Source organism: Streptomyces sp. NPDC058145 (assembly GCF_042884245.1).
GTDB lineage: Bacteria > Actinomycetota > Actinomycetes > Streptomycetales > Streptomycetaceae > Streptomyces.
Genome location: NZ_JBHVUH010000005.1, coordinates 90,496 through 115,491, shown reverse-complemented (window position 1 = coordinate 115,491; position 24,996 = coordinate 90,496). Strand labels below are relative to the sequence as shown.

Genomic DNA, 24,996 nt, shown 5'->3' with positions numbered 1-24,996 from the left:
TGTCCTCACTCCCTGGAACGGGTCAGGACCACCGCGGACTGGAAGCCGCCGAACCCGCTGCCCACGGACAGGACGCTGCTCAGCTTCCGGTCGCGGGCGACGCGCGGGACGTAGTCCAGGTCGCACTCGGGGTCGGGGATCTCGTAGTTCGCGGTCGGGGGTACGACCTGTTTGGCGAGGGCCAGCACACACGCGACCACCTCGATCGCCCCGATCGCCCCGAGGGAGTGCCCCACCATCGACTTGATGGAGCTCATGGGGGTGTCGTAGGCGTGGTGGCCGAGCGCCCGCTTCACGGCCGCCGTCTCGTGGCGGTCGTTCTGCCGGGTGCCGGAGCCGTGGGCGTTGACGTAGTCGATCGCCGTGGGGTCCAGCCGGGCGTGGTCGAGGGCCGTGTCGATCGCCCGGGCCATCTCCAGACCCTCGCTGGTCAGGCCGGTCATGTGGTAGGCGTTGCCGAAGGTGGCGTAGCCGCCGAGCTCGCAGTAGACGTGCGCGCCGCGGGCCCGGGCGTGCTCCAGCTCCTCCAGGACGAGCACCGCGCCGCCCTCGCCCATGACGAACCCGTCACGGTTGTTGTCGAAGGGCCGGGAGGCGTGCGCGGGGTCGTCGTTGTTCGGGGAGGTGGCCTTGATCGCGTCGAAGCAGGCCATGGTGATCGGGGAGATCGGCGAGTCCGACGCCCCGGCTATGCAGATGTCGGCCCGGCCCTCCTCGACCGTGTGGAAGGCGTATCCGACGGCGTCCAGGCCGGAGGTGCAGCCGGTGGAGACGGTCTGCACCGGACCCTGGGCCCCGAAACGCTCCGCCACCGCGGAGGCGACCGTGCTCGGTGAGAACGCCCGGTGCAGATACGGCTCCGCCTCCCGGTGGTCGACGTCCCAGCGCTCACCGCGGTGGCTGACCAGGACGTAGTCGTGCTCCAGCCGGGTCGTGCCGCCGACCGCGGTGCCCACCGAGACACCCACGCGCCACGGGTCCTCCGCGGACAGGTCGAGACCCGAGTCCCGGACCGCCTCCTGCCCGGCGGCCAGGGCGAACTGGATGTACCGGTCCGCGCGCGCGGCCTGCTCCTCGTCCAGGCCGTGCGCCGCCGGGTCGAAGTCGCACTCGGCCGCTATCCGCGACCGCAGCCCTGAGGGATCGAAGAAGGTGATGCCCCGCGTCGCGGTCCGGCCGTTGGCAAGCAGATCCCAGAAAGCAGGTACGCCGATACCACCCGGAGCCACGATGCCTATGCCAGTGACCGCCACGCGCCGGGTCATGACCGGACCTGACCTCGGTCGTGGGCGGCACCCGCCGCGGCCGGCTCCGTGAGCACCGCGGCGGCGCCGATGATCTCCGTCTCCTCGGTGTCGACATGACCGAGCTGCGGACGCGGCGCCAGCGGACCCAGGTGGAAGACGATCCGCGCCTCCACGTTCCCGACGTTGCGGAACCGGTGCCGCATGTGTGCCGGGATCATCAGGCCCTGCTCGGGCCGCAGCGTGTGCGGCTCGTCGTCCAGGTCCACCTCCAGCTGACCGCAGACGACGTAGACGAACTCCTCCGAGTACGGGTGGTAGTGCTCGCCGATGCGGTCACCGGGCTGCACGATGGCCACGCCCATGAAGCCGCTGGTGGAGCCGACCGTGGCAGGGGTGAGCATGGCGCGCAGGTCGCCACCTCGCCGGACGTTGGGCTCGACCTCACTGAGGTCCACGATTTTCGGACGGGGTTTGATGGACAACGTATCCTCCGGTGTCTGTGCCGCGTACGGCGCTCGGTGCTGGAAGGAGCCGCAGCGCCGGATCAGGCTTCGGGCGAACGGCGGTCGGTGATCAGGTCCATGCGCGTGGCCTCGGCGTCCAGCAGCTCACGCACCTCGGCCGCCACCCGCGCCCGCAGCGGCACCGCCTCGGCACCCTGCTCGGGACGCACGTCGACCAGCCGCACCACCACGTCGTCCCGCTGGAACACCGTGCTGCGCAGCACCGGGCTCGCCGGGTCGTCCGCGGACTCCGAGTCGGCCTGCGCGAGCAGCTCCGCCAGCCGCATCCCGCGGCCCGGCCGCGCCGCGTAGTACAGGGCCTGGCGCAGCCCCTCCTGGTGGTCGCCCGCGCTCACGTGGTGCACGGCCGGCAGCGCCGCACGGGTGAAGAACATCCGGGCCGACTCCTGGTCGTCGAGATCCCGGTCCTGCTCCAGATACGGGTTGATCGCCTCCTCCACGGCCCGCACCTCGGGCTGCCGGGCCACGTGCCGCAGCGCCGCGAGCAGGTCGCCCCGCACCTCGATGGCCCGCACCACCCGGTTGCCGTGCATGAACAGCGAGGTCCGGCACAGCCGCGTGGTGTCGTCCACCCGGGCCTCGGGCGAGGCGTAGTCCGAGAGGAGCTCCGCGACCTTCTCCTCGCTGCCGGGCTTGACGGTGAAGGTCAGCGCGTGCCGGATCAGACCGTCACCGATGCGCGGGTGAGCCTGCAGCCGGCGCTGTCCCGGCTCGGCCTGCGGCGCGGCGCCACCGGTCTCGCGGACCACGTGGAACCGCAGCGACCGGGTGTCACGGACACAGCTGTGCAGCGGCTCCACCATCCGCACGTGTTCCTCGCTGTTCACCCATGTGAGGAACGGCGGCGCACTCTCCCACTCGCTCGTGATGAGCCACTGGGACGGGTTCTCGATGGACTGGCAGAGCTGGTCGCTCACATGGCCCGGCACCGACGCGACCTGGTTGCACAGCTGCTCGTAGGCCTCCAGGAACTGCTGCTGCGCACCGTCGTGGACATCGACCAGCAGCACCACCCGGAGCCGCGAGCCGTCGAAGACGGACTGCGAGACACGCTTCGACACCTCACGGTCCGGCGTTGCTGAAGGACGTTCAGACGTCGTGGTCATCCTGTACACATCTCCTTCGCGGGGCAGAGTCGATGCCGCGCGACTGACGCGACGGCAGCGTTCCTTGATCCTGTGCCGGACCCCTCACGCCCGCGACTCGTATGAACCACGCGGGTGATTGGGCACGCGGAGCCACCGCCACCGGGCAAGAAGACACACAGGCCCCCCACACCCGCGCCCCCCTTGCCTCTGGAGGCTTCGATGCATCAGAAAGCCGACCACCGGGTCCCCGTCCTCATCGTGGGCGGCTCCCTGGTGGGCCTGTCCACGTCCGTCTTCCTGGGCCGTCTCGGTGTCCGGCACATGCTCGTCGAGCGGCACTCCGGCACCTCCATCCACCCACGCGGACGCGGCAACAACGTCCGCACGATGGAGCTCCTCCGGGTGGCCGGCATCGAACCGGACATCAAGGCGGCGGCCTCACTCCTCGCCGACAACCACGGCATCCTGCAGACGCCCACCCTTGTGGGTGACGCCGGCGAATGGCTCTTCAAGCACATCGACCCCGGCGGCGGACTCGCCAGGTTCAGCCCCTCCGGCTGGTGCCTGTGCAGCCAGAACGACCTCGAACCCGTCCTCGTCGACAGCGCCCGCGAACTCGGCGGCGACCTGCGCTACTTCCACCAGATGGAGTCCTTCGAACAGGACGCCGACGGGGTGACGGCCGTGATCCTCGACCGCGGCACCGAGGAGCGCTACACCGTGCGGGCGGACTACCTCGTCGCCGCCGACGGCCCCCGCAGCCCGGTCCGGGGCGCCCTCGGCATCGGCCAGAGCGGCCCCGGCGACCTCTTCGCCAACGTCAGCGTCACCTTCCGCTCCACCCGGCTGGCCGACACCGTCGGCGACCGCCGCTTCATCTGCTGCTACCTCACCGACCCCGAGGCCGACGGCGCCCTGCTCCCCGTCGACAACAAGGAGCACTGGGTCTTCCACGCCCCCTGGCACCCCGAGCACGGGGAGACCCTCGAGGAGTTCACCGAGGAACGCCTCCAGCGCCACATCCGCCGGGCCGTCGGCGTCCCCGGCCTCGACGTCGAAATCACCGGAAAGGCGTCCTGGCGCGCCGCCGAACGAGTGGCCGACCGCTACTCCCGCGGCCGCGTCTTCCTCGCCGGCGACTCCGCCCACGAGATGTCGCCCACCGGCGCCTTCGGCTCCAACACCGGCATCCAGGACGCCCACAACCTCGCCTGGAAACTCGCCGCCGTCCTCGACGGCTGGGCGGACCCCGCCCTCCTCGCCACCTACGACACCGAGCGCCGCCCGGTCGCGATCGCCACCAGCGCCCGCGCCTCCGCCCGCTCCGTCGAGCACAGCCACCCCGGCTTCGCCCCCGCCCCCGGCGTCGGCGGCGGCAAGCGCGGCGGCATCCTCAACGTCGTCCTCGGCTACCACTACCCCCACGGTGCCGTCCTCGGCGCCGATCCCGACCGGCCGATCGTCCCCGACGCCCTCGACCTCACCGGCCGTCCCGGCACCCGCGCCCCGCACCTCTGGCTGCGCCGCGCCAACCGCCGGCTGTCCACCCTGGACCTCTACGAGCGCTCCCTCGTCCTCCTCAGCGACGCCCCGGACGACGCGGGCTGGCACACGGCGGCCCGCAGGATCGCCGAGGCGGACGGCGTGCGCCTGGACGCCTACCGCATCGGCCCGGGCGCGGACGCGGACCTGACCTACGAGGACGACGCCGCCGACTGGGCCGAGCTGCACGGCGTCACCGCCGACGGCGCGGTCCTCGTCCGCCCGGACGGCTTCGTGGCCTGGCGCGCGACGGGCGCCGTACCGGACCCGGAGGGCGTGCTGCGCGAGGTGCTCGGGGCGCTGCTGCGAACCGGCTGACCCGAGACGGCGGACAGGGCCACCCGCGCCGTCGCGCGAGTGGCCCTGTCGTGTGGAGCCCCCTGTCGGATTCGAACCGACGACCTTCGCTTTACAAGAGCGGCGCTCTGACCAGCTGAGCTAAGGAGGCCTGCACGCGCGCGTGGCGCGTCCGTGCCTGTGCAGTGTACCCAGGTCCCGGCCGGGCCCCGGAGAGAATTTCCGCGAAGTTCACAGGGGTCCGGGTACTGACAGACGGCGTGCTGGCCAGGTACGGTCCTGAGCCAGTTCACTTCGGTGGACTACACCAACCACCTTCCTACAACGGATCGTCCGGCACGTTCCTGCCGGTAGAAGGGGGCCCATTCACCATGGCCACTGTCACGTTCGACAAGGCGACCCGGATCTACCCGGGTTCCACCAAGCCCGCCGTCGACGGTCTCGACATCGCGATCGAGGACGGCGAGTTCCTCGTCCTGGTCGGCCCGTCGGGCTGCGGCAAGTCCACCTCCCTGCGCATGCTGGCGGGCCTGGAGGACGTCAACGGCGGCGCGATCCGCATCGGTGACCGCGACGTCACGCACCTGCCGCCCAAGGACCGGGACATCGCCATGGTGTTCCAGAACTACGCCCTCTACCCGCACATGTCGGTCGCCGACAACATGGGCTTCGCGCTCAAGATCGCCGGCGTCAACAAGGCGGAGATCCGGCAGAAGGTCGAGGAGGCCGCGAAGATCCTCGACCTCACGGAGTACCTGGACCGCAAGCCGAAGGCGCTCTCCGGCGGTCAGCGCCAGCGTGTCGCCATGGGCCGCGCCATCGTGCGTGAGCCGCAGGTCTTCCTCATGGACGAGCCGCTGTCCAACCTGGACGCCAAGCTCCGCGTGTCCACCCGTACGCAGATCGCCTCGCTGCAGCGCCGCCTCGGCATCACCACCGTCTACGTCACCCACGACCAGGTCGAGGCCATGACGATGGGCGACCGGGTGGCCGTGCTCAAGGACGGTCTGCTCCAGCAGGTCGACTCGCCGCGCAACATGTACGACAAGCCCGCGAACCTCTTCGTCGCCGGCTTCATCGGCTCCCCGGCCATGAACCTGGTCGAGGTGCCGATCACCGACGGCGGTGTGAAGTTCGGCAACAGCGTGGTGCCGGTGAACCGGGACGCGCTGAAGGCCGCCTCCGACAAGGGCGACCGCACGGTCACCGTCGGTGTCCGGCCCGAGCACTTCGACGTGGTCGAGCTGGGCGGCGGCGCCGCCGCCACCTCGCTGTCCAAGGACTCCGAGGACGCCCCGGCCGGTCTCGCCGTCTCCGTGAACGTCGTCGAGGAGCTGGGCGCCGACGGCTACGTCTACGGCACCGCCGAGGTCAGCGGCGAGCTCAAGGACCTGGTGGTCCGGGTCAACGGCCGCCAGGTGCCGGAGAAGGGCGCCACGCTGCACGTCGTGCCGCGTCCGGGCGAGACCCACGTGTTCTCGACCTCCACGGGCGAGCGTCTCTCCGACTGAGCCGCGCCCCGGCCGCGGAACCCCGGGTGAATCCGGGATGAACCGGTCAGGTTGACGGAAGAGGCCCCGCGAACTGCCGCGGGGCCTCTTCCGTTGCGGAGATATACCCCGGCAGAGCGATCATTTCGGGCGATAGGCGTCAACCCCTTACCCAGAAAGTGGCGGCACTTCATCCCCCATAGGGGTGACTAAATGTCGCCAAATCATTACCGGGCGCTACCCTCACACGCGTGAAGCACTCCACCATCCCTCAGACGCGACGCGGCCACCGGGGCGGCCCTGCCCGCCGGATCGGCCGCACTCTCGCCCTCGTCCTGCCCGTCTTCCTGGTGCTCTCCGGAACCCTCGCGGTCACCCGGGTCAACTGGACGGGGAGCTCATCCAGCTCGGTACTCATGGCCTCGGACGTCTCCTCGGCGTCCGTCTCCTCCAAGGCCGTCTCCCGCGCCCCGCAGGACGTGCTCCGTGACCAGCTGATGACCGAGCTGCAGGACAAGAACCCTGGCGTGGTCCTGACCCACCTCCAGCAGGCGGTGAACGGGCACCCGTCACTGGCCAGGCACTGCGGCTCCATCGCCCGCGCCCTGGGCAAGGCCGCCGTGCGCATCTACGGCCCCTCGCGCGCGCAGTCGTACGCCCGCCCGGTCTGTGACACGTCCTTCGCCTCCGGGGTGCTGACCGCGCAGGGCTGAGCGGCGACCGGGAGGCGGGCACCGGCTCCACCCGGAGCCGGTGCTCCCTGTGAGCGGGCGCTGGCCGTGAGCGGGTGCTGCCCGTGAGCAGGTCGCGGTCCGAACCCCGGCCGGGGCGCCACGTACAGTTCGGGGCATGACCCATCCGAACGCGGCGTCGCGCCCCACTCAAGCCGTCGTCCTGGCCGGTGGCCAGGGCTCACGGCTGCGCCCCTACACCGACGACCGGCCCAAGCCGATGGTCGAGATCCCGGGCACGGGCACTCCGATCATCGGCCATCAGCTGGCCTGGCTCGCCGAGGAGGGCGTGACGGACGTGGTGGTCTCCTGCGGCCACCTCGCCGAGGTCCTGCAGAAGTGGCTGGACTCGGCCGATCTGCCGGTGTCCGTCACCACCGTCGTCGAGACGGAGCCCCTCGGCCGCGGCGGCGGCCTGAAGTACGCGGCCGCGCGTCTGCCCCACCCCGACCGGCCCTGGTACGCCACCAACGGCGACATCTGGACCCGCTTCTCCCTGCGGGACATGGCCGACTTCCACACCGAGCGGGACGCCGTCGCCACGCTGGCGCTGGCCAGGCCGCGGCTCCCCTGGGGCGCGGTGCGGACCGACGGCTTCGGGCACATCACCGACTTCATCGAGGCCCCGCCGTCGACGTTCGAGATCAACGCGGGTGTCTACGTGTTCTCGCCCGAGTTCGCCGGTCTGCTGCCCGAGCGGGGCGACCACGAGCGGACGACGTTCCCGCGGCTGGCCCGGGAACAGCAGCTGGCGGGCTTCCCGATCCCGCAGGGCGCCTACTGGCGGGCCATCGACACCGCCAAGGACCTCGCCGAGGCGGCCAAGGAACTGGCGGCTCTGGGGCGGTAACCCACCCCCCCCGTACGCCGAACACGCCGAAGGGCCCGTACCTCAGTGGTACGGGCCCTTCGGCGTCGGCACTAGCCGAGCAGGCCGCCCACCAGGCCGGGCTGGCCGGAGGAGGTGCTGCCGCCCGAACCGGTGCCGCCGGTCGAGCCGCTGCCGCCCGTCGAGCTGCCGCCGGTGCCGGTCGGGCCCGCCGTGGTGCTCGGCGCGCCGCCGGTCGGGGAGGTCGGGCGGGGCGGGACCCGGCCCGTGGTGCCCTGGGTCTGGCTGGGCGTCGTGGTGGTGGTGCCGGCGCTCCTGCGGCTCGCGCCGGGTGTCGTCGCCGCACCGGACGGGCCGGTGGTGGCGCTGCCGCTGGGCGCCCTGGAGGCCGGCGGGGACGTCCGCCGGCCCTGGCCGGGCTTCTTCGGGAGCGGGGAGCCGGGCACGTTGTTGCGGGGGGCCTCGCCGGGGCCGGGGACGACCACCCGGCTGGAGTCGCGCACCGCGCCGCCCAGCAGGGAGCCGACGAGCAGGGTGAGGCCGACGGTGACGGCGGTGACGAGGGCGCCGCGGCGCAGGACGTAGCGGCGCAGCTCCCAGATGTCGGAGCGGGGCCCGAGCCTGCGCCAGGCGCCGCCGGCGAGGCGGCCGTCGACCGAGTAGACCGGGGCGCCGGCGAGGATCAGCGGGGACCAGGCGGCCAGGTAGATGATGTCGGGCGCGTCGTAGGCCGGGACCGTCTTCCAGCTCACGGTGACGATCAGCGCGGCGGAGAGCAGGGCGCCGACGACGGCCGCGACACGCTGCCAGCAGCCGGCGATGGTCAGGACACCGACGACCACCTGCAGGAAGGCGATGACCAGACCGGAGCCGATGGGGTGGTGCAGGGCGAACTGGCGCAGCGGCTCGGCGACTTCCCACGGGTGCAGGGTGTTGAGCCAGGTGACCATGGAGCCGCGCTTGCCGCCGTCGAAGTAGACGGGGTCGCACAGCTTGCCCATGCCGGCGTAGATGGAGATGAAGCCGAGGAAGATGCGCAGCGGGAGCAGGACGACGCCGAGGTTCATCCGGCGGCCCGGGTAGTAGGCGTGCCGGGCCGGGTCGTCACCGTGGCGCCTGCCGCGGCGGGGGCGGTCGCCGGCCGCCTCGGTGGACTCCTCGTAGTCGTCGAACTCGTCGACGCCGTAAGGCGGTTCGTCGTAGCCGGGGTCGCCGTACGCCGACTCGGCGTAGCCCGGTTCGTCGTAGACGCTGCCGCCGCCGCGCAGGGGCGGCAGCAGCCGGGTGCCGTCGTCGGAGGAGGTGCGCTGGTGGCCGACGACGGGGGTCTCCACGGTCCCGTCGAGGCCGCCGTAGGCGCCGGGGTACCCGCCGCCGCCGACGCGCCGGATGACCTGGGTGGCGCCGGCCCCGCGGCCGGTCTCCTCGGCGTGGCGGACGCTGCTGCCCCGCACGGCCTGGAGCAGCCGGTGGGCGCCGGTGTCGTCGGGGGCGGACCTGCCGCTCCACACGACGGGCCGGCGGCGGCCGGCCGCCCCGCCCGCCGCGCCCATGGACGGCATGTGGGCGGTGTCCTGGGCGGCACTCGGGTGCCGGGCGATCCGCGGGGATTGGCTGCGCCTCGACGACGCGCCCAGCTGCACGCGGAAGCTGGCGTGGGTGACGATGACCTGCGCCGGATCGCTCGGCACCTTCACCATGCTCAGCGCGGGAGCTTCGTCGTACCCCGACGAGCGGTCCCCCGTGGGTGTGCGGGGTGTTCTGGTGTCCACACTCATCTAACCGAGTGACGTGGAGTTAGGACACTGCCGTGACGAGGTCGATGTGTCCGGACCCCGTCAAAGGTGTCCCGAACACCCCATGGGCACCGGAATTCCCCCGTGTGGGTGAAGTTGCGGACGGGTGTTCAGCCCCGTCCGCGTGACGTCACGTCAGCTCCGGCGGCTCGCCGCCTCGTACAGCACGATGCCCGCCGCCACGCCGGCGTTCAGCGACTCCGCGCCGCCCGGCATCGGGATGCGCACCCGGAAGTCGCAGGTCTCGCCGACCAGGCGGGACAGGCCCTTGCCCTCGGAGCCGACCACGATGACCACCGGTCCCCCCAGCGCCTCCAGGTCACCGATCTCCATCTCGCCGTCGGCGGCGAGGCCGACGACCGTGATGCCGGCCTTCTTGTAGGCCTCCAGAGCGCGGGTGAGGTTGGTGGCGCGGGCGACCGGGGTGCGGGCGGCCGCACCGGCGGAGGTCTTCCAGGCGCCGGCGGTCATACCGGCCGAGCGGCGCTCGGGGACGAGCACGCCGTGGCCGCCGAAGGCGGAGACGGAACGGACGACAGCGCCGAGGTTGCGCGGGTCGGTGACGCCGTCGAGGGCGACGATCAGCGGGTCCTCGCCCGCGTCGTAGGCCGCCTCGGTGAGGTCCTCGGAGTGCGCGTACTCGTACGGCGGGACCTGCAGGACCAGACCCTGGTGGTTCAGGCCGTTGGTCATACGGTCCAGCTCCGGGCGCGGGGCCTCCATGAGGTTGATCCCGCCGCGCTCGCCGGCGAGCTGGAGGGCTTCGCGGACGCGCTCGTCGTTGTCGATGAACTGCTGCACGTAGAGCGTGGACGCGGGCACGCCCTCGCGCAGCGCCTCGACGACCGGGTTGCGGCCGACGACCAGCTCGGACGCGGACTTGCCGCCGCGGCCCCGGGCCACGGGGCGGCGCACGGCCTGCTTCGCCTTCGCGTTGGCGACGCGGTTCTTCTTGTGGCCCTTGCGCATCTCGGCGGGCGGGGTCGGGCCCCTGCCCTCCAGGCCCTTGCGCCGCTGGCCGCCACTGCCGACCTGCGCGCCCTTCTTGCCGGACATGCGGCGGTTGTTCGCGGCCATGACCTACCTGTTCTCTGACGGAAGTGTTCGTACGTCTATGCAGTGTGCCGCCCGGAGGGCCGGACGGCACAATCGATCACCGGATCGCCCGCGGGTTCAGCGCGGGCCGAGGCTCCAGCGCGGGCCCTGCGGGCTGTCCTCGATGACCAGTCCGGACTGGTTGAGCTGGTCCCGGATGGCGTCGGCGGTGGCCCAGTCCTTGCGGGCGCGAGCGGACTCGCGCTGCTCGAGGACGAGGCGTACGAGGCTGTCGACGACGCCGTGGAGGTCCTCGCCCCGGTCGCTCTCGCCGGCCCAGAACGGGTCGAGCGGGTCGAGGCCGAGGACGCGGAGCATGGCCCGCACCTCGGCGAGCCGGGCGACGGCGGCCTCCTTGTCGTCGGCGGCCAGCGCGCTGTTGCCCTGCCGGACTGTGGTGTGCACCACGGCGAGGGCCTGCGGGACGCCCAGGTCGTCGTCCATGGCGTCGGCGAACGCGGGCGGGACCTCGGCGGCGGGCTCGACCACTCCCCCGGCCAGTTCGACCACGCGCTGCACGAAGCCCTCGATGCGCGCGAACGCCGACTCGGCCTCGCGCAGCGCCTCCTCGCTGTACTCGATCATCGACCGGTAGTGCGGGGTGCCGAGGTAGTAGCGCAGGACGACGGGGCGCCACTGCCTGACCATCTCGGAGACCAGGACGCTGTTGCCGAGCGACTTGGACATCTTGTCGCCGGCCATGGTGACCCAGGCGTTGTGCACCCAGTACTGGGCGAAGTCGTCGCCGTAGGCCTTGGCCTGGGCGATCTCGTTCTCGTGGTGCGGGAAGATCAGGTCCAGGCCGCCGCCGTGGATGTCGAAGGCGCTGCCCAGGTACTTGTGGGCCATGGCGGAGCACTCGAGGTGCCAGCCGGGCCGGCCGGGGCCCCACGGGGTGGGCCACGTCGGCTCCCCCGGCTTGGCCGCCTTCCACATGGCGAAGTCGCGCGGGTCCCGCTTGCCGGTCTCGCCCTCGGCGGACGGCTGGAGCAGGTTGTCCAGCTCCTGCCGGGACAGCTCCAGGTAGCGCGGGAAGGACCGAACGTCGAAGTAGACGTTGCCGTCGGCCTCGTAGGCGTGCCCGCGCTCGATGAGGCCGCGCATCATCTCGACCATCTCGGGCACGTGGCCGGTGGCCCGGGGTTCATAGGTGGGCGGCAGGCAGCCGAGGGCGGCGTAGCCGTCGTTGAAGGCGCGCTCGTTCTCGTACCCGATGGACCACCAGGGCCGGTTCTGCTCGCGCGCCTTGATGATGATCTTGTCGTCGATGTCGGTGACGTTGCGGACGAACGTCACCTCGTAGCCGCGGTACTCGAACCAGCGGCGCATGATGTCGAAGTTCAGGCCCGAGCGGATGTGCCCGATGTGCGGGGCCGCCTGCACGGTGGCGCCACAGAGGTAGATCGAGACACAACCCGGCTTGAGCGGGTTGAAGTCACGGATCTGCCGGGCGCTGGTGTCGTACAGGCGAATGGTCACCACTCCAGGGTAGTGGGCCCGGAGTGGTGCCTCGTGCCGGTTGGCTAGAACATGCCCACGACCTTCTCGGGCGTGATCCGGACGACCACCCGATCGGCGTCGTCGACCGAGGCCGGATTGAACTCGGCGTACTTCTTGCCGGTGTACTTCACCGACAGCTCGTCGATGAGGTCGTCGGCACCGTCGGTGGTGAACTCCGCGGTGCCCCGGATCTCCCCGTAGAGGTAGGGCATCTCGGGGTCCTGGACGACCACGCTCACCCGGGGGTCGCGGTCCATGTTCTTCTTCTTGCGGCGGTCGACGGTGGTGGAGAACAGGATCTGGTCGCCGTCCCGCTTCACCCACACCGGGGACAGTTGCGGGCTGCCGTCGGGCTGGATCGTGCCGACCACGATGAAGACGGGTCCGTCGAGCAGGGACTTGAGCCGGTCGGACAGGGCGGCGGGCATGGGTACCTCCACAACCTCGAGTCGGCGATGACTGTGCGGGTACCCTCGCACGCCCTCAGCGCACCCGCACCACGAGCGCGGTGGCGACCGCCATCAGGCCCTCCTCGCGTCCGGGGAAGCCGAGCCCGTCCGTCGTCGCGCCGGACACCGACACCGGCGCCCCGGCCGCCTCGGAGAGGATCTTCTGCGCCTCGTCCCGCCGCTTGCCGATCTTCGGGCGGGGCCCGACGACCTGGACGGCGACGTTGCCGATGGTGAACCCCGCCTCGCGGACGATCCGGGCGGCCTCGGTGAGCAGGGTGACGCCGGAGGAACCGGACCACTCGGGGCGGCCGGTGCCGAAGTGCTGCCCGAGGTCGCCGAGACCGGCCGCGGAGAAGAGCGCGTTGCAGGCGGCGTGGGCGACGACGTCGGCGTCGGAGTGCCCGGCCAGGCCCGGCCCCTCGCCCTCCCACTTCAGGCCGGCGCACCACAGCTCGCGGCCGTCCTCGAAGGCATGGATGTCGGTGCCGATGCCGACCTGCGGCAGCACGGGAGCGTCAGAAGCCATCGTTCAGCCTCCTGCGGGCCAGGACCGCCTCGGCGAGGACGAGGTCGAGCGGGCGGGTGACCTTGAAGGCCTCCTCGTGGCCGGGGACGGTGACGACCCGCAGGCCGAGCTGCTCGACCATGCTCGCGTCGTCGGTGACGTCCTCGGTGACCGTCTCGTGGGCGCGGACCAGGGTCTCCCGGTCGAAGCCCTGGGGCGTCTGCACGGCGCGCAGCCGGGACCGCTCGGGCGTGGCCACGACCGGCTCGGGGTCGCCGGGGACGGCCGCGGGCTCGACCTCCTTGACGGTGTCGGCCAGCGGCAGCGCGGGGACGACGGCGGGCGCTCCGTCGCGCACGGCCTCGATGACCGCGTCCACGGTGTCGACCGGTACCAGCGGGCGGGCCGCGTCGTGGACGAGGACGACGCCGTACTCGGGCGGCAGGGCGGCGAGGCCGAGCCGGACCGACTCCTGGCGGCTGTCCCCGCCGGGCACGACGAGGAAGTCGGTGCGGTCGGGCAGGGCGTGCGCGTCGAGCAGTGACTTGACCTCGGCGGCGCCGTCGGGCGGCGCGACGACGATCACCAGCGAGACATGGCGGGACGCGGCGAGGGCGCGCACCGCGTGGATCAGCATGGGCGTGCCGTTCAGCGTGCGGAGCGCCTTGGGGGCGCCCGGGCCGAGGCGTACGCCGCGGCCGGCGGCGGGAATCACGGCGGCGACGGGAATCTGCGCGGGTGAGGGGCGCGAATCGTCAGACATCGGTTCCTGTCAGGTTTGTGTGCTCGACCTAGGTGGGTATGGCCTGGAGAGTGCCGGGCACGACCGCTCGACCGGACCCTTCCGTGACCCTGGTCGAGCCATCTGCCCGGGCCCGGCACACCAAGTATCGGGGGCTCTCCCCCGAGATGAACGGCAGGCGCTCGCGGCGGCCCGGCCGGCATGGCGGCCGGTATGTCCGGGAACGAACATGCCGCAGCGCCCGGCGACAGGTTCAGTGTCATCGGGCACCGCGGCATTTTCAGTGTGCTGAGCGTGCTGACGGCAGCGCATGCCGCCTGTCACGCGTCAGGAGGCGAGCACCTCGTCGAGCAGGGCCTCGGCCTTGTCCTCGTTGGTGTTCTCCGCGAGGGCGAGTTCGCTCACCAGGATCTGGCGGGCCTTGGCGAGCATGCGCTTCTCACCGGCCGAGAGTCCACGCTCGCGCTCGCGACGCCACAGGTCACGCACGACTTCCGCGACCTTGATGACATCGCCGGAGGCGAGCTTCTCCAGGTTTGCCTTGTAGCGACGGGACCAGTTCGTGGGCTCCTCGGCGTACGGCGCGCGCAGTACCTCGAAGACCCGGTCGAGCCCGTCCTGACCGACCACATCACGCACGCCGACGAACTCCGCATTGTCCGCTGGCACACGCACCGTGAGGTCACCCTGGGCGACCTTCAGCACCAAGTAGGTCTTGTCCACGCCTTTGATCTGACGAGTTTCGATGGCCTCGATCAGCGCGGCCCCGTGATGGGGATAGACCACGGTGTCGCCAACCTTGAACGTCATGTGACAGGTACCCCTTCCGTGGCTATCCAGAGTAACACGGATACGGCGTGTTCTGAATGGCGTTTTCGCAGGTCAGGGCATATCTCGGGGCTTGACAACAGCAACCGGAACGTGCTGCGAGGCGGTCGGCCGAGCCGGAAGGCGGCGGGAATTCGCAGGTCGGAGGGGCTCTTCGGGCGAGGCGCGACACATGTGCCACACACGCGCCGAGCCGCCTCCAGAAGGTTGAACATCCCGATATGTCCGCTCCCAAGCGTACGACTTCCGCTACTCCGTTCGGCGGCGGAGGTCGGGTCCGAGACGAATCCGGAATTGATCACAAGGCCCCGGAAGGACGGTGGGTGATCAATATCCGGGGTGGTCGCGCATTCCTTCACGGAAATTTCGCGCACCGTGTTGCCGGGATGCGGACCGCGGCGTTGCGGGCGCGTTATACGAATGCGGACGACCGCTCCGGCAATGTGACCGGTGAGTCACTTGTGGCCCCCGAGGTACCCCCACCCGGAGGGAAGCGGGGCGCTTGGGGGAGGGTCGGGTGCGGGCGCGCGGGAACGGCTCGGTAACCTGAGGCCGCTGACAGACACTTAGGGCGGCTTTATACGGAGCCGCCCCTGCGTTCAAGGAGATGCCGCCGCCGTGAGCAGCAGCCTTCGACGCGGCGCCCTCGGCGCCGCCGCCATCGCCTTCTCGGTCGCCTCGCTCGCCGCGTGCGGCTCCGGCAACGACGCCCAGACCCTGCAGATCAAGCCGGACAACGCGGCGACCAGCGTCGGAAGCATCAGGGTCCAGAACGCCACGGTCATCACACAGCCCGACCTGACGTCGACCGGGCCGGCCGTCGTGTCCGCGACCATCTTCAACACCGGCAGGACCGCTCAGACCCTGCAGTCGATCGCCGTCCCCGGCACCGGCAAGACCGCCACGCTGCACCCCGCCAAGGGACAGAGCCTGACGATCCCGCCGCAGGGCTCGCTGATCCTCGGCGGCAAGGACAACGCCTCCGCGGTGCTGGAGAGCAGCCGCGAGGCGGTCCGGGACGGCAACGCCCAGAAGGTCACCTTCACCTTCGACAAGACCGGTGACGTGAGCCTGCGCGCCTTCGTGGTGCCGGCCACCAGCTACTTCAGCGGCTGGGGCCCGAGCGAGGTCCCGTCCGCCTCGGCCTCCGCGGCTCCGGGCGCGACCGCCTCCGGCAAGGGCAAGCCGGGCAAGAACGGCACGGCGAGCGCCTCGGCGACCGCCTCGGGCGCCGCGACCGTCTCGGGCGGGGACGCCTCCGGCGCCGACGCCACCGGCGCCACCCCGAGCGACTCCGCGTCGCAGTCGGCCGCCGGGAACTGAGCAGCCGTACACGCGAAGGGCGGCACCCCGCACGGGGTGCCGCCCTTCGTCGTACGTTGCCCGCCGTCAGGCCTACGGCTCGAACTTGTAGCCCAGCCCCCGCACCGTCACCAGGTACCGCGGCGCACCCGGGTCGGGCTCGATCTTGGCGCGCAGGCGCTTGACGTGGACGTCGAGGGTCTTGGTGTCGCCCACGTAGTCGGCGCCCCAGACCCGGTCGATGAGCTGCATGCGGGTCAGGACGCGGCCCGCGTTGCGCAGCAGCATCTCCAGCAGGTCGAACTCCTTCAGCGGGAGGTCGACCTTGGAGCCGGAGACCGTCACCACGTGGCGGTCGACGTCCATGCGGACCGGGCCCGCCTCCAGGGCGGCCGGGGTGACCTCCTCCGGCTCGCCGCGGCGGCGCAGCACCGCGCGGATGCGGGCGACCAGCTCGCGGGAGGAGAAGGGCTTGGTGACGTAGTCGTCGGCTCCTATCTCGAGCCCCACGACCTTGTCGATCTCGCTGTCCTTCGCGGTCACCATGATCACGGGGACGTTGGAGCGGCCGCGCAGCTGACGGCACACCTCCGTGCCGGGCAGACCCGGCAGCATCAGGTCGAGGAGGACGAGGTCGGCGCCGTTGCGCTCGAACTCGTCGAGTCCGTCGGGGCCGGTGGCCGCGACGGCGACCTCGAAGCCCTCCTTGCGGAGCATGTACGACAGGGCGTCGGAGAAGGACTCCTCGTCCTCGACGACGAGCACTCGGGTCACGGAAGGACCTCCGGGGCAGGAAGCGGTTCGTAAGGAGATGAGTCGGTGGCGCCGCCGGCCTCGTCATCGAGGTCGGGGTGCTGCTGTGCGCGGTCGCGGGCCGCGCCCGCCTCCGGCAGTCTGAGGGTGAAGGTGGAGCCCTGGTTCTCGGCGCTCCACACCGTGACCTCCCCGCCGTGCGAGGCGACCACGTGCTTGACGATCGCGAGACCCAGACCGGTGCCTCCGGTGGCCCGGGAGCGGGCCGGGTCGACGCGGTAGAAGCGCTCGAAGATGCGCTCCTTGTCCCTGTCGGAGATGCCGATGCCCTGGTCGGTGACGGCCAGCTCGATCAGGTCGCCGCCCGGAGCGCTGATCCTTCGGGCGGCGATGCCGACGCGGGTGCGGGCCGGGGAGTAGTTCACGGCGTTCTCGACCAGGTTGCCGAGGGCGGCGGCGAGCTGGCCGCGGTTGCCCCAGACGTGCAGGTCGGCGCTGCCGCCCTCCCGTCGCCCACCACCCTGATCGAGCCCTTCGGGCGCCCATACATTCGAGGCCATGGTGATCTGCTTGGCGCCCGCCTGGTGGCGGCAGCGGTCGACGGCCTCGGCGACCAGTTCGTCCACCCGGACCGGCTCGGCGTCCTCGAGGGGGTCGTCGTTCTGGACCCGCGACAGGTCGATGAGCTCCTGGACCAGGTTGGTCAGCCGGGTCGCCTCGATCTGCATGCGGCCGGCGAAGCGCTGGACCGCCTCGGGATCGTCGGAGGCGTCCATGACGGCTTCGGAGAGCAGGGAGAGCGCGCCGACGGGTGTCTTCAGCTCATGGCTCACGTTGGCCACGAAGTCGCGCCTTACGGCCTCGATCCTCCGGGCCTCGGTGAGGTCCTCGACCAGCAGCAGGACCAGCCGGGAGCCGAGCGGGGCCACGCGCGCGGAGACGGCGAGCGCCTCACCGCGTCCCGTGCCACGCCGGGGCAGGTCCAGTTCGACCTGGCGTATCTCGCCGTCGCGTCTGGTGTCCCGGGCCATCTGCAGCATCGGCTCGACCGACAGCTTGCCGCCGCGGACCAGCCCGAGGGCGTAGGCGGCGGAGCTGGCCTTGACGACGGCGTCGGCCTCGTCGAGGACGACGGCCGAGGAGCGGAGCACGGACAGCACGGTGTCCACGCCGGGCGGGAGTACGGCATCGGTGTGCAAGGAAGTCCTGGTGGGTCGCTTCTGGTCGCGTTCGCTCCAGCGGAACGCCAGCATGGCGATGACGCCGGTGAGCACCCCGGCGATCGCTGCCGCTGCGGCGACCGCCGCGTTCACGTCCATGCCACAAGGTTAGGCATGGCGTACGACATGGCCACAGCCGTCAAGGTGCGACCTCGAACACTCGTCGCCCAGAGTTCACCTTGGAGCCAGGACTGGTTCATTTGGGGTGGCGGAAACGGACGCGTACGGGGCAGAACGTGGGAGCGTGGGGTTCATACCGCCGGTCACGCCACGGGGCGCCTGGTGTCACGGCCCCCGGAACCCCGAAGGAAGAACGTACGAGAGGGAATCTCTGATGCGGGACGCGTACCACGAGGAACTTGACTCGATCGGCGACAGCCTGGTGGAGATGGCACGGCTGGTCGGGTCGGCGATCGGGCGCGCCACGACCGCCATCCTCGACACCGATCTGAAGCTGGCCGAGAACGTCATCGAGGCCGACAAGAAGGTCGACGAGCTCCAGCACGACCTGGAGGCCCGGGCCATAGCCCTGCTCGCCCGCCAGCAGCCTGTGGCGACCGATCTGCGGATCGTCGTCACCTCGCTGCGCATGTCGGCCGACCTGGAGCGCTCCGGCGACCTCGCCCAGCACGTGGCGAAGCTGGCCCGGCTGCGGTTCCCCGAGCGCGCGGTCCCGTACGACCTGCACGCCACGATCCTGGAGATGGGCCAGCTCGCCCAGCGCCTGATGGCGAAGGCGGCCGAGGTGCTCATCACCAAGGACGTCGACCTCGCGATGCAGCTCGAGCAGGACGACGACGAGATGGACCTGCTGCACCGCACCCTCTTCCAGCACCTGATCGACGACCGCTGGCAGCACGGCATCGAGACCGCCGTCGACGTCACCCTGCTGGGCCGGTACTACGAGCGGTACGCCGACCACGCGGTGGCCGTCGCCAAGCGGGTCGTCTACCTCGTGACGGGCGAGCACGCGGACGACCTGCAGCAGGACATCCAGCCCGTGACCAAGGTCGAGGGGTCGTAGGGCCTCGCGACCGGATCGAGCCGGGCTCCCGGCCGGTTCGTGCCCGGCTCGCGGGGAGGCCGGTCGGGCGGGCGGACGCCTCGATGCGCCGTTGATGCGCCCGGCGGAACGGGCATGCAATGGGCGAAGGCATTTTGCCGAGCCTCTGAGGAGGGGACCCATGGCCGAATCCCCCGGCACCACGCCCGATCCCACGCAAGCGCGCGAGTCCGACCAGCCCACCGAGAGCAGGCACCTCCCGCTCGTCGCCGCGTGCGGCTGCGGGTCGGGCTGTGGCTGCGGGTGCCAGTCGGGTGCTCCCTGCCAGTGCGGCTGACCCTGAACGAACCCCGAGGGCCGGTGTGAACCCGTTTCACACCGGCCCTTCGGCGTTCACGGTGCCCACGCGACGGCGTTCAGGGACCCTGTGCGCCGCGGTGCAGATCCTCCAGCGCGTCCAGGACCGTGGTCGTCCGGTACCAGTCCAGCCAGACCCCCGCCTCCCGGGCGACCTTGTCCAGAGCGGCCAACTGGGCGCCGGTGAAGTCGTGTCCCGGCTGCGGGTGGTGGGTGGACAACATGCCCTGCGCACGGCCTGCGGGGCCGGGGATGGGCGTGCACTGCACCGAGCGGATGTGCGCGGCGAGCGTCGTGGCGCGTGAGGGCTCGTCGAAGTCCGGGGCGCTGGCCACGTCGTCCACCACGATCCGTTCTCTCTTGCGGGCCGCGTGGCCGCACGGGGTGGTGGTGCCGTCGACCACCGCGAAGAAGTGCACGAACTCGGCGGGGAAGCCGCAGTGGGACTCCAGCCACAGGGTGTTGTCGCTGGGGTCCAGGAGCTGCACGTTGCCCATGTGCGTGTGTGTGATCGCGCAGACGGTGTCGCGGAGCGCGTCGAGGAACACGGACAGCGGCAGCGCCTGACCGACGGGCGGGGGCAGGAAGCCGACGACGGGCTCGGCGGGATGCCCGCGGCCGGGGAACCACGCCTCGCCGGGCCGCGGCGCCTCGGCCTGCACCAGGGCCACGGCCAGCCGGACCGTCCGCATCCCGTGCCGCCCGGCCACCGTACGCAGCAGCGTGTCGGCGATGTCCGGACCGGGAAGGCCGTAGCGCTCCATGAGCAGGCCCTGCGCGCGGGCCTCCAGGGCGTGCGTGAGCAGGCGGTGCCGCAGTTCCAACGCGTCGGTGCGCGCGAACGACGGCCCGGGCGGCGGCTCCGGTGCCGCGGCGGCCGCGGCGATCACCGCGGCGAGCGCTTCGGGCACCGACGCGTACAGCTCGGGCCCGCTGTCCAGCTCGTGGGCCGCCCCGGTCCGGGCGAGCGCGGCGGCCGCCTGGGCGGTGCAGCCGGTCAGGCGCAGTGGGCGGCCCCGGGCGGCCGACTCCTCGGCGAACCGGTACAGGATCTCGGCGCCGGCGGGCTCCAGCCGGTACAGCCCGGTCAGGTCGACGACGAGCTGGGCGGGGCCCGGCGCGGCGAGGGCGGCGGCGAGAGTGGCACCGGTCGTGGCGTCGGCGACGCCCTGCACGGCGAGTACCGTCAGCCTGCCGGTGGCCAGTCCGGGGACCGCCAGGTCGGCCACGGTCTCGCAGGAGAATTGCTGCATGGCCGCTCCCTGCGCTGGGGGGCCACGGGACCTGCGGGTCTCGCTGCCGGGCACTTCCCGACACTTCTCAGCGTAATCGCGTGCGCGTGGGACGGCAGATCCGTGGCGCGTGCGGAGCGTCAGTCCCGCCTGTGAGGCGTCGGCTCCAGGTGTGACGCGTCAACTCCGCGTGTGGGGAGTCAGCTCCGGGTGTGGGAGGTCGCCGTGGGCGGTGACGGCCATGATGCCGCCCGCGTCGGCGACGGTGATCTCGACACAGTGCTGCGCGAGCCGGTCCACGAGCACGACGGGGTCGATGTCGTCGGCGATGGATCCGGCCGGCCCGACGAGCGCCTGGGCGACCCGCTGTTCCCGGCTCATGAGCGGTCACCGTCCCTTCCCTGCTCGTCGTCGCGGTCGTCCGGCTCCAACTGGAAGCGGCGCCTGCGGGCCAGGACGTCCCGGGCCACCTGGCTGACCGTAAGACCTTCGGCGAAGGCGCGGGCACGCATCCGGTCCAGGGCCTGCTCGGGGTCCGCGTCGATCTGCACCATCACCATGCCCACCGCCTGGTGGACCTCGGTGTGGTCGGCCTCCGAGGCCTCCACCCAGGACGCCACCGCTTCCTCCACCTCGTCATCGGCGCCGTCGTAGGCGGGCTGCATGCTCATCAGGGCGTACGTGACCGCGTCGCGCACCCACAGCGCGGTCCGCAGGTCGGGTTCGGACAGCCCGCCCGCCTGGTCGCAGTACAGATCGAGGGTGCCGACGGCGGCGCCGCTGACCCCCAGGGGCAGCGAGAACACCGCGAGCACACCCATCCCGGCCGCCTCGTGCGCGAAGACCGGCCAGCGCCGGGTGTCACGCCCTCCGGTCAGATCGGCGGCGATCACCGGCGCGCTCTGCTCCAGAGCGGTATGGCAGGGCCCGTCGCCCAGGGTGTACTGCAGCTCGGCGAGCCGTGCCGCGACCCGGTCACTGGCGCACCAGGTCATCTGGATCCCGCGTCCGCCGGAGATCGACACGGAGGCACCGGTCACCGGCAGCAGCCGCGCGCACGCCGCGCACAGCGCCTCCGGCATCCGCTGCGGGTCGTTCCGCACCTCGCGCGCGGCGGCGGCCAGCGCGTCACTGACATGCAGTCGGCCCCGCACATCGGGCGGCGTACCACCACCGTCCGGCTGCTCGGGCTGCTCGGGCGGCATGGTCATCACCCCCGTCGGGCCAAGCGGTCAGCAGACATGATTCCTCAGCATCCCGTCCCCGGGTCGCTGCCCGGGGCGCTACGGGGGCCGAGTTCCCAGCCTGGGGGAAGTAGCACGGAAAATCGGGACGACCACTTTCCGGAGCCGCCCGAAGGCCGGCCCGCGGGGATCACCGGTCCGCGGACGCCGCCACGACCCCGTAGGTGACCAGGCCGTAGACGAGGTGCGGGACCAGGTCCGATGCCCAGTCCGCCGCGGACCACGTCCGGGGGTCACTCACCCCGAGGCCGGCGATCGGCGCGTCCGCCGCCGCCATCGCCAGGGCCCCGGTGAGCGGGCCGCCCAGCCACACCGGTACGCGCGCACCCGCCCGGTGGGCCAGCGCCACGGCCACCCCGGCCGCGACACCCACGGCGATGCCCGACAGCGCCCCCAGGCCGGTCAGCCGGTTCTCCCGCCCCTCCGACTCCGGAACCGGATGCCCCAGGCCCGAGCTGACCTTGTCCACCACGGTCTCCGGGGTCCCGCTGGAAGGCCTCCCCCGCAGCGCCATGTCCGCGTACGTCACGGCGTTCAGCGCGGTGGTACCGGCAGCCCCCGCGGCACACCCCCACACGATGCTTCGGAACATGCCGCTACACGTTTCCAGAACCCGCGCGGCCGAATCACCGCCGGCCCCACCGTCACCGAAGCGGGTCAAGCATCAGGCGTCCGCGCGGCGGAAGGCCGCCGCCACGTCCAGCGCGACCCGCGCCGCCCGCCGCGCCGCCTCGGTCTGCTTGGCCTTCTTGTCGACGGACATCTCCTCGTCGCCGAGGTCGCTGACGCACTTGAGCATCGCCCCGCCCACGAAGTCCTTCGCCTTGAACGCCTCCCAGATCGCGTGCAGCACCCCGTGTGCCTCGGTCTCCACCCCGGCGATGTCCGGGGACAGGTCGAGCAGTTGGGCGCGCAGTCCGGAATCCCGCCAGGCGATCACCTTCTCACCGCTCGCGAAGTCCTTCACCAGCAGCTCGCCGCCGTCCAGCGACGCGTCCAGCCTGCCCCGGACGTCCAGCCGGGTGACGAGCCGCAGCACCTGTTCGTCCGTCCGGTACACCTGCGGCCGCAGGCCGCCACCGTCCGGCCGCACCTTCTCCGGGCCGTAGTCGAAGACCTCCCGCGCCAGCAGCACGTCGTACGGCGACACCCCGCGCTCACCGAAACCGCCGCACACCCCGACCAGGAAGACCAGGTCGGGCCGGAACGCGGAGAGCAGGTCGCGGGTCACCGCTGCCGCCGACTGGCCGCCCTGGTCGGTGGCCTGCGTGGTGACCACCCGGACGGGGGGCTGCCCTTCGGGGACCAGCTCGAAGACGTCGTAGTACCGCCCGTCGCGCTGCATCTCGGTCGCGGTGATGCCGCGCTCGTCGAGGGCGTGGAAGAGCGCCTTGGTCTCGACGGGCACGGCGGTGAGCAGGGCGACGTGGTACTCGTCGCCCCCGGTCTCGGACACGGTCACTTCGAACCTCGACTTCCGTTGTTCTCGGAACCCGGCGAGCACCGCCGCGGGGTTGCCGGTGAACGACTCGACATCGGCCTGCGTGCGCCTGCGCTCGGCCAGGAACTCCCGTTCGGCGTCCAGCGCCACCGCCAGGTGCGGGTTCTCCGGCGGGTCGTCGCCCACGAGCTCCACGATGCGGGAGAAGACCCGCTCCGCGACGGGCAGGGGAAGCAGGCGCAGCTGGGTGAGTGGGGCGATGACCGTCGCCCGGAAGGTGTTCTTCTGCACGAGCAGGTGGACGACGCTGGGCAGCAGCGACTTCGTGTAGTCGTAGTGGTCGGCCGCGGCCCGCACGACGGCGGCCGCCGCGACGCCCAGTACGCCCGCGTCGCTGTCCCGGGGCCGCTTGTCCGGCCGCGGGCTCTCGGGCGCGATGGTGAACCTGATCAGGTCCGGGTCCGCCTGTCCGGCCCGGGCCAGCCCTTCGAGGGCCGCCGTACGGTTCAACGGGTCCCTGTCCCTGCGGATCACCCCGTCCAGCCAGTCCTTCGTCTCCGGTGTGATCTCCCGGCGGGCGATCAGGTCGACGATGGCCCCACGCAGGGCGCGTCCGTGCCGGTCGCCGGCGGTGAACCTGAGCCGGTCGGCGACCTTCGTGATCCACGCCTCGTCCCCGGTGTCCAGGTGGCGGAGCGAGCCCACGGCGGCGCGCCGGGTCAGGTACGTCTCCTCGGGGTTGTCGATGACGGCCCGCAGGACGTCCGCCGCGGCCGGATCGCCGAGGTACCCGAGGGCGTTGGCGGCCGAACCGCGCACCTTGTCGACGGGGTCGCGGATGAGCGCGGCGGTGAGCGGGGCCAGGGCATCGGGCGCGTTGATACGGCCGAGGGCGTGGGCGGCCGCCCCTCTGGTGTAGCTGTCGATGTCCCCGGTGAGAGCGATGGTCAGCGCATCGAGCGCGGCAGGGCGGCGGATGAGGCCGAGTGCGTTGGCCGCCGACCCCCGGACGATGGCGTCCCGGTCGGTGAGAGCGGTGATGAGCGCGTCGAGGGCGCCGGGGTCTCCGATCCGGCCGAGCGCGTTGGCCGCCGAACCCCTGTTGTAGCTGTCGATGTCCCCGGCGAGAGCGATGGCCAGCGCATCGAGCGCGGCAGGATGGCCGATGAGGCCCAGGGCGTTGGCCGCCGACCCCCGGACGATGGCGTCCCGGTCGGTGAGAGCGGTGGTCAGCGCGTCGAGGGCGCCGGGGTCTCCGATCCGGCCGAGTGCGTTGGCCGCCGAACCCCTGTTGTAGCTGTCGATGTCCCCGGCGAGAGCGATGCTCAGCGCATCGAGCGCGGCAGGATGGCCGATGAGGCCGAGTGCGTTGGCCGCCGATCCTCGTACGTTGGAGTCGCGGTCGGTGAAAGCGGTGATGAGCGCGTCGAGGGCGCCGGGGTCTCCGATCCGGCCGAGCGCGTTGGCCGCCGTCCCCCGGACACCGGCCTCCTCATCGCCCGCCAGGGCGGTCATCAACGCGGGCACCGCCCGAGAGTTGCCGATCTGACCGAGCGCGTTCGCCGCCGAACCCCGGACGCTGACCTCCCCATCACCCGCCAGAGCGGTGATCAACGCGGGCACCGCCTGAGGATTACCGATCTGACCGAGCGCGTTCGCCGCCGAACCCCGAACACTGACCCCCCCATCACCCGCCAGAGCGGTGACCAACGCGGGCACCGCCTGAGGATTACCGATCTGACCGAGCGCGTTCGCCGCCGAACCCCGAACACCGGCCT

Annotated in this window: 23 protein-coding genes and 1 tRNA gene; 6 read left to right on the top strand and 18 right to left on the bottom strand. The window is 71.8% G+C overall.

Going from position 1 to position 24,996, the window contains the following annotated elements; all coding sequences use genetic code 11:
- Positions 1-5: 5 nt before the first annotated feature.
- The 3 genes from ACFVVO_RS12990 to ACFVVO_RS12980 all read right to left on the bottom strand — a co-directional run bounded on the left by ACFVVO_RS12990 (position 6) and on the right by ACFVVO_RS12980 (position 2,877).
- Positions 6-1,265, bottom strand: a complete 1,260-nt coding sequence (locus tag ACFVVO_RS12990; RefSeq protein WP_390054324.1) for a beta-ketoacyl-[acyl-carrier-protein] synthase family protein — start codon at positions 1,263-1,265, stop codon at positions 6-8.
- On the bottom strand, positions 1,262-1,702 hold the full coding sequence (locus ACFVVO_RS12985; protein WP_390054890.1) for a cupin domain-containing protein: 441 nt from the start codon (positions 1,700-1,702) through the stop codon (positions 1,262-1,264). The genes ACFVVO_RS12990 and ACFVVO_RS12985 overlap by 4 nt, the downstream gene beginning before the upstream one ends.
- Before the next feature lie 89 nt (positions 1,703-1,791).
- Positions 1,792-2,877: a SchA/CurD-like domain-containing protein gene (locus ACFVVO_RS12980; protein WP_390054323.1), complete on the bottom strand. Its 1,086-nt coding sequence runs from the start codon at positions 2,875-2,877 to the stop codon at positions 1,792-1,794.
- A gap of 201 nt (positions 2,878-3,078) precedes the next feature.
- Here ACFVVO_RS12980 and ACFVVO_RS12975 point away from each other — a divergent pair, with 201 nt between their 5' ends.
- A complete protein-coding gene (locus ACFVVO_RS12975) occupies positions 3,079-4,719 on the top strand; it encodes an FAD-dependent oxidoreductase (protein ID WP_390054322.1) in 1,641 nt (546 codons plus the stop codon).
- Positions 4,720-4,772: 53 nt separating this feature from the next.
- Here ACFVVO_RS12975 and ACFVVO_RS12970 read toward each other — a convergent pair.
- Positions 4,773-4,849, bottom strand: a tRNA-Thr gene (locus ACFVVO_RS12970).
- A gap of 220 nt (positions 4,850-5,069) precedes the next feature.
- Between ACFVVO_RS12970 and msiK the strand changes: the two genes are divergently transcribed.
- From msiK to ACFVVO_RS12955, 3 genes are all read left to right on the top strand, one after another.
- Positions 5,070-6,209 carry a diacetylchitobiose ABC transporter ATP-binding protein MsiK gene (msiK, locus tag ACFVVO_RS12965; protein ID WP_390054321.1) on the top strand — a complete coding sequence of 380 codons (1,140 nt, stop codon included), beginning with the start codon at positions 5,070-5,072 and terminating at the stop codon, positions 6,207-6,209.
- A 230-nt stretch (positions 6,210-6,439) separates the two neighbouring features.
- Positions 6,440-6,901: a hypothetical protein gene (locus ACFVVO_RS12960; RefSeq protein WP_390054320.1), complete on the top strand. Its 462-nt coding sequence runs from the start codon at positions 6,440-6,442 to the stop codon at positions 6,899-6,901.
- A gap of 136 nt (positions 6,902-7,037) precedes the next feature.
- Positions 7,038-7,769 (top strand): NDP-sugar synthase, encoded by a 732-nt coding sequence (locus tag ACFVVO_RS12955; protein WP_390054319.1) that lies wholly within the window; start codon positions 7,038-7,040, stop codon positions 7,767-7,769.
- 71 nt (positions 7,770-7,840) lie between these two features.
- Here ACFVVO_RS12955 and ACFVVO_RS12950 read toward each other — a convergent pair whose 3' ends face one another.
- The 7 genes from ACFVVO_RS12950 to ACFVVO_RS12920 form a co-directional block, all read right to left on the bottom strand.
- The gene (locus tag ACFVVO_RS12950) at positions 7,841-9,526 is read right to left on the bottom strand and encodes a DoxX family membrane protein (protein ID WP_390054318.1); all 1,686 of its coding nucleotides are present in this window, start codon (positions 9,524-9,526) and stop codon (positions 7,841-7,843) included.
- 153 nt (positions 9,527-9,679) lie between these two features.
- On the bottom strand, positions 9,680-10,621 hold the full coding sequence (gene rlmB / locus ACFVVO_RS12945; protein WP_390054316.1) for a 23S rRNA (guanosine(2251)-2'-O)-methyltransferase RlmB: 942 nt from the start codon (positions 10,619-10,621) through the stop codon (positions 9,680-9,682).
- Positions 10,622-10,717: 96 nt separating this feature from the next.
- Positions 10,718-12,118, bottom strand: coding sequence for a cysteine--tRNA ligase (cysS, locus tag ACFVVO_RS12940; protein WP_390054314.1), 1,401 nt, complete (start codon positions 12,116-12,118; stop codon positions 10,718-10,720).
- 44 nt (positions 12,119-12,162) lie between these two features.
- Positions 12,163-12,567: a PPOX class F420-dependent oxidoreductase gene (locus ACFVVO_RS12935; protein ID WP_390054312.1), complete on the bottom strand. Its 405-nt coding sequence runs from the start codon at positions 12,565-12,567 to the stop codon at positions 12,163-12,165.
- A 55-nt stretch (positions 12,568-12,622) separates the two neighbouring features.
- The gene (ispF, locus tag ACFVVO_RS12930; RefSeq protein WP_390054310.1) at positions 12,623-13,117 is read right to left on the bottom strand and encodes a 2-C-methyl-D-erythritol 2,4-cyclodiphosphate synthase; all 495 of its coding nucleotides are present in this window, start codon (positions 13,115-13,117) and stop codon (positions 12,623-12,625) included.
- Positions 13,107-13,859 carry a 2-C-methyl-D-erythritol 4-phosphate cytidylyltransferase gene (gene ispD / locus ACFVVO_RS12925; protein WP_390054308.1) on the bottom strand — a complete coding sequence of 251 codons (753 nt, stop codon included), beginning with the start codon at positions 13,857-13,859 and terminating at the stop codon, positions 13,107-13,109. Before ispD ends, ispF begins: the two co-directional genes overlap by 11 nt.
- A 306-nt stretch (positions 13,860-14,165) precedes the next feature.
- The gene (locus ACFVVO_RS12920) at positions 14,166-14,648 is read right to left on the bottom strand and encodes a CarD family transcriptional regulator (protein WP_003953493.1); all 483 of its coding nucleotides are present in this window, start codon (positions 14,646-14,648) and stop codon (positions 14,166-14,168) included.
- Positions 14,649-15,284: 636 nt separating this feature from the next.
- Here ACFVVO_RS12920 and ACFVVO_RS12915 point away from each other — a divergent pair.
- On the top strand, positions 15,285-15,989 hold the full coding sequence (locus ACFVVO_RS12915; protein WP_390054306.1) for a DUF461 domain-containing protein: 705 nt from the start codon (positions 15,285-15,287) through the stop codon (positions 15,987-15,989).
- Between the two features lie 72 nt (positions 15,990-16,061).
- On the opposite strand, the gene ACFVVO_RS12910 is transcribed toward ACFVVO_RS12915, so the two are convergent.
- Together ACFVVO_RS12910 and ACFVVO_RS12905 are read right to left on the bottom strand one after the other, a co-directional pair.
- A complete protein-coding gene (locus tag ACFVVO_RS12910) occupies positions 16,062-16,742 on the bottom strand; it encodes a response regulator transcription factor (protein ID WP_010358452.1) in 681 nt (226 codons plus the stop codon).
- Entirely contained in the window at positions 16,739-18,040 is a 1,302-nt protein-coding gene (locus ACFVVO_RS12905) for a sensor histidine kinase (protein WP_390054305.1), read from the bottom strand. The genes ACFVVO_RS12910 and ACFVVO_RS12905 overlap by 4 nt, the downstream gene beginning before the upstream one ends.
- 235 nt (positions 18,041-18,275) lie before the next feature.
- Here ACFVVO_RS12905 and phoU point away from each other — a divergent pair, with 235 nt between their 5' ends.
- Complete coding sequence (gene phoU / locus ACFVVO_RS12900; RefSeq protein WP_390054303.1) at positions 18,276-18,965, top strand: phosphate signaling complex protein PhoU; 690 nt, start codon at positions 18,276-18,278, stop codon at positions 18,963-18,965.
- 395 nt (positions 18,966-19,360) lie between these two features.
- On the opposite strand, the gene ACFVVO_RS12895 is transcribed toward phoU, so the two are convergent.
- The 5 genes from ACFVVO_RS12895 to ACFVVO_RS12875 all read right to left on the bottom strand — a co-directional run.
- A complete protein-coding gene (locus ACFVVO_RS12895; protein ID WP_390054301.1) occupies positions 19,361-20,554 on the bottom strand; it encodes a GAF domain-containing protein in 1,194 nt (397 codons plus the stop codon).
- Positions 20,555-20,713: 159 nt separating this feature from the next.
- Positions 20,714-20,914: a hypothetical protein gene (locus ACFVVO_RS12890; protein ID WP_390054299.1), complete on the bottom strand. Its 201-nt coding sequence runs from the start codon at positions 20,912-20,914 to the stop codon at positions 20,714-20,716.
- Positions 20,911-21,738 (bottom strand): GAF and ANTAR domain-containing protein, encoded by an 828-nt coding sequence (locus ACFVVO_RS12885; protein WP_390054297.1) that lies wholly within the window; start codon positions 21,736-21,738, stop codon positions 20,911-20,913. The genes ACFVVO_RS12890 and ACFVVO_RS12885 overlap by 4 nt, the downstream gene beginning before the upstream one ends.
- A 169-nt stretch (positions 21,739-21,907) precedes the next feature.
- Complete coding sequence (locus ACFVVO_RS12880) at positions 21,908-22,369, bottom strand: hypothetical protein (protein WP_390054295.1); 462 nt, start codon at positions 22,367-22,369, stop codon at positions 21,908-21,910.
- A gap of 72 nt (positions 22,370-22,441) precedes the next feature.
- A partial coding sequence (locus ACFVVO_RS12875) for a HEAT repeat domain-containing protein (protein ID WP_390054293.1) occupies positions 22,442-24,996 on the bottom strand: 2,555 nt, incomplete at its 5' end.

Excerpts from the sequence above, each read along its gene's own strand:
- ispD (WP_390054308.1), bottom strand. The coding sequence starts at position 13,859 with ATGTCTGACGATTCGCGCCCCTCACCCGCGCAGATTCCCGTCGCCGCC.
- rlmB (WP_390054316.1), bottom strand. The coding sequence starts at position 10,621 with ATGGCCGCGAACAACCGCCGCATGTCCGGCAAGAAGGGCGCGCAGGTC.
- ACFVVO_RS12920 (WP_003953493.1), bottom strand. The coding sequence starts at position 14,648 with ATGACGTTCAAGGTTGGCGACACCGTGGTCTATCCCCATCACGGGGCC.
- msiK (WP_390054321.1), top strand. The coding sequence starts at position 5,070 with ATGGCCACTGTCACGTTCGACAAGGCGACCCGGATCTACCCGGGTTCC.
- ispF (WP_390054310.1), bottom strand. The coding sequence starts at position 13,117 with ATGGCTTCTGACGCTCCCGTGCTGCCGCAGGTCGGCATCGGCACCGAC.
- ACFVVO_RS12950 (WP_390054318.1), bottom strand. The coding sequence starts at position 9,526 with ATGAGTGTGGACACCAGAACACCCCGCACACCCACGGGGGACCGCTCG.
- ACFVVO_RS12935 (WP_390054312.1), bottom strand. The coding sequence starts at position 12,567 with ATGCCCGCCGCCCTGTCCGACCGGCTCAAGTCCCTGCTCGACGGACCC.
- ACFVVO_RS12975 (WP_390054322.1), top strand. The coding sequence starts at position 3,079 with ATGCATCAGAAAGCCGACCACCGGGTCCCCGTCCTCATCGTGGGCGGC.
- ACFVVO_RS12980 (WP_390054323.1), bottom strand. The coding sequence starts at position 2,877 with ATGACCACGACGTCTGAACGTCCTTCAGCAACGCCGGACCGTGAGGTG.
- ACFVVO_RS12880 (WP_390054295.1), bottom strand. The coding sequence starts at position 22,369 with ATGTTCCGAAGCATCGTGTGGGGGTGTGCCGCGGGGGCTGCCGGTACC.
- ACFVVO_RS12905 (WP_390054305.1), bottom strand. The coding sequence starts at position 18,040 with ATGGACGTGAACGCGGCGGTCGCCGCAGCGGCAGCGATCGCCGGGGTG.
- ACFVVO_RS12895 (WP_390054301.1), bottom strand. The coding sequence starts at position 20,554 with ATGCAGCAATTCTCCTGCGAGACCGTGGCCGACCTGGCGGTCCCCGGA.
- ACFVVO_RS12885 (WP_390054297.1), bottom strand. The coding sequence starts at position 21,738 with ATGCCGCCCGAGCAGCCCGAGCAGCCGGACGGTGGTGGTACGCCGCCC.
- phoU (WP_390054303.1), top strand. The coding sequence starts at position 18,276 with ATGCGGGACGCGTACCACGAGGAACTTGACTCGATCGGCGACAGCCTG.
- ACFVVO_RS12955 (WP_390054319.1), top strand. The coding sequence starts at position 7,038 with ATGACCCATCCGAACGCGGCGTCGCGCCCCACTCAAGCCGTCGTCCTG.
- ACFVVO_RS12990 (WP_390054324.1), bottom strand. The coding sequence starts at position 1,265 with ATGACCCGGCGCGTGGCGGTCACTGGCATAGGCATCGTGGCTCCGGGT.
- ACFVVO_RS12890 (WP_390054299.1), bottom strand. The coding sequence starts at position 20,914 with ATGAGCCGGGAACAGCGGGTCGCCCAGGCGCTCGTCGGGCCGGCCGGA.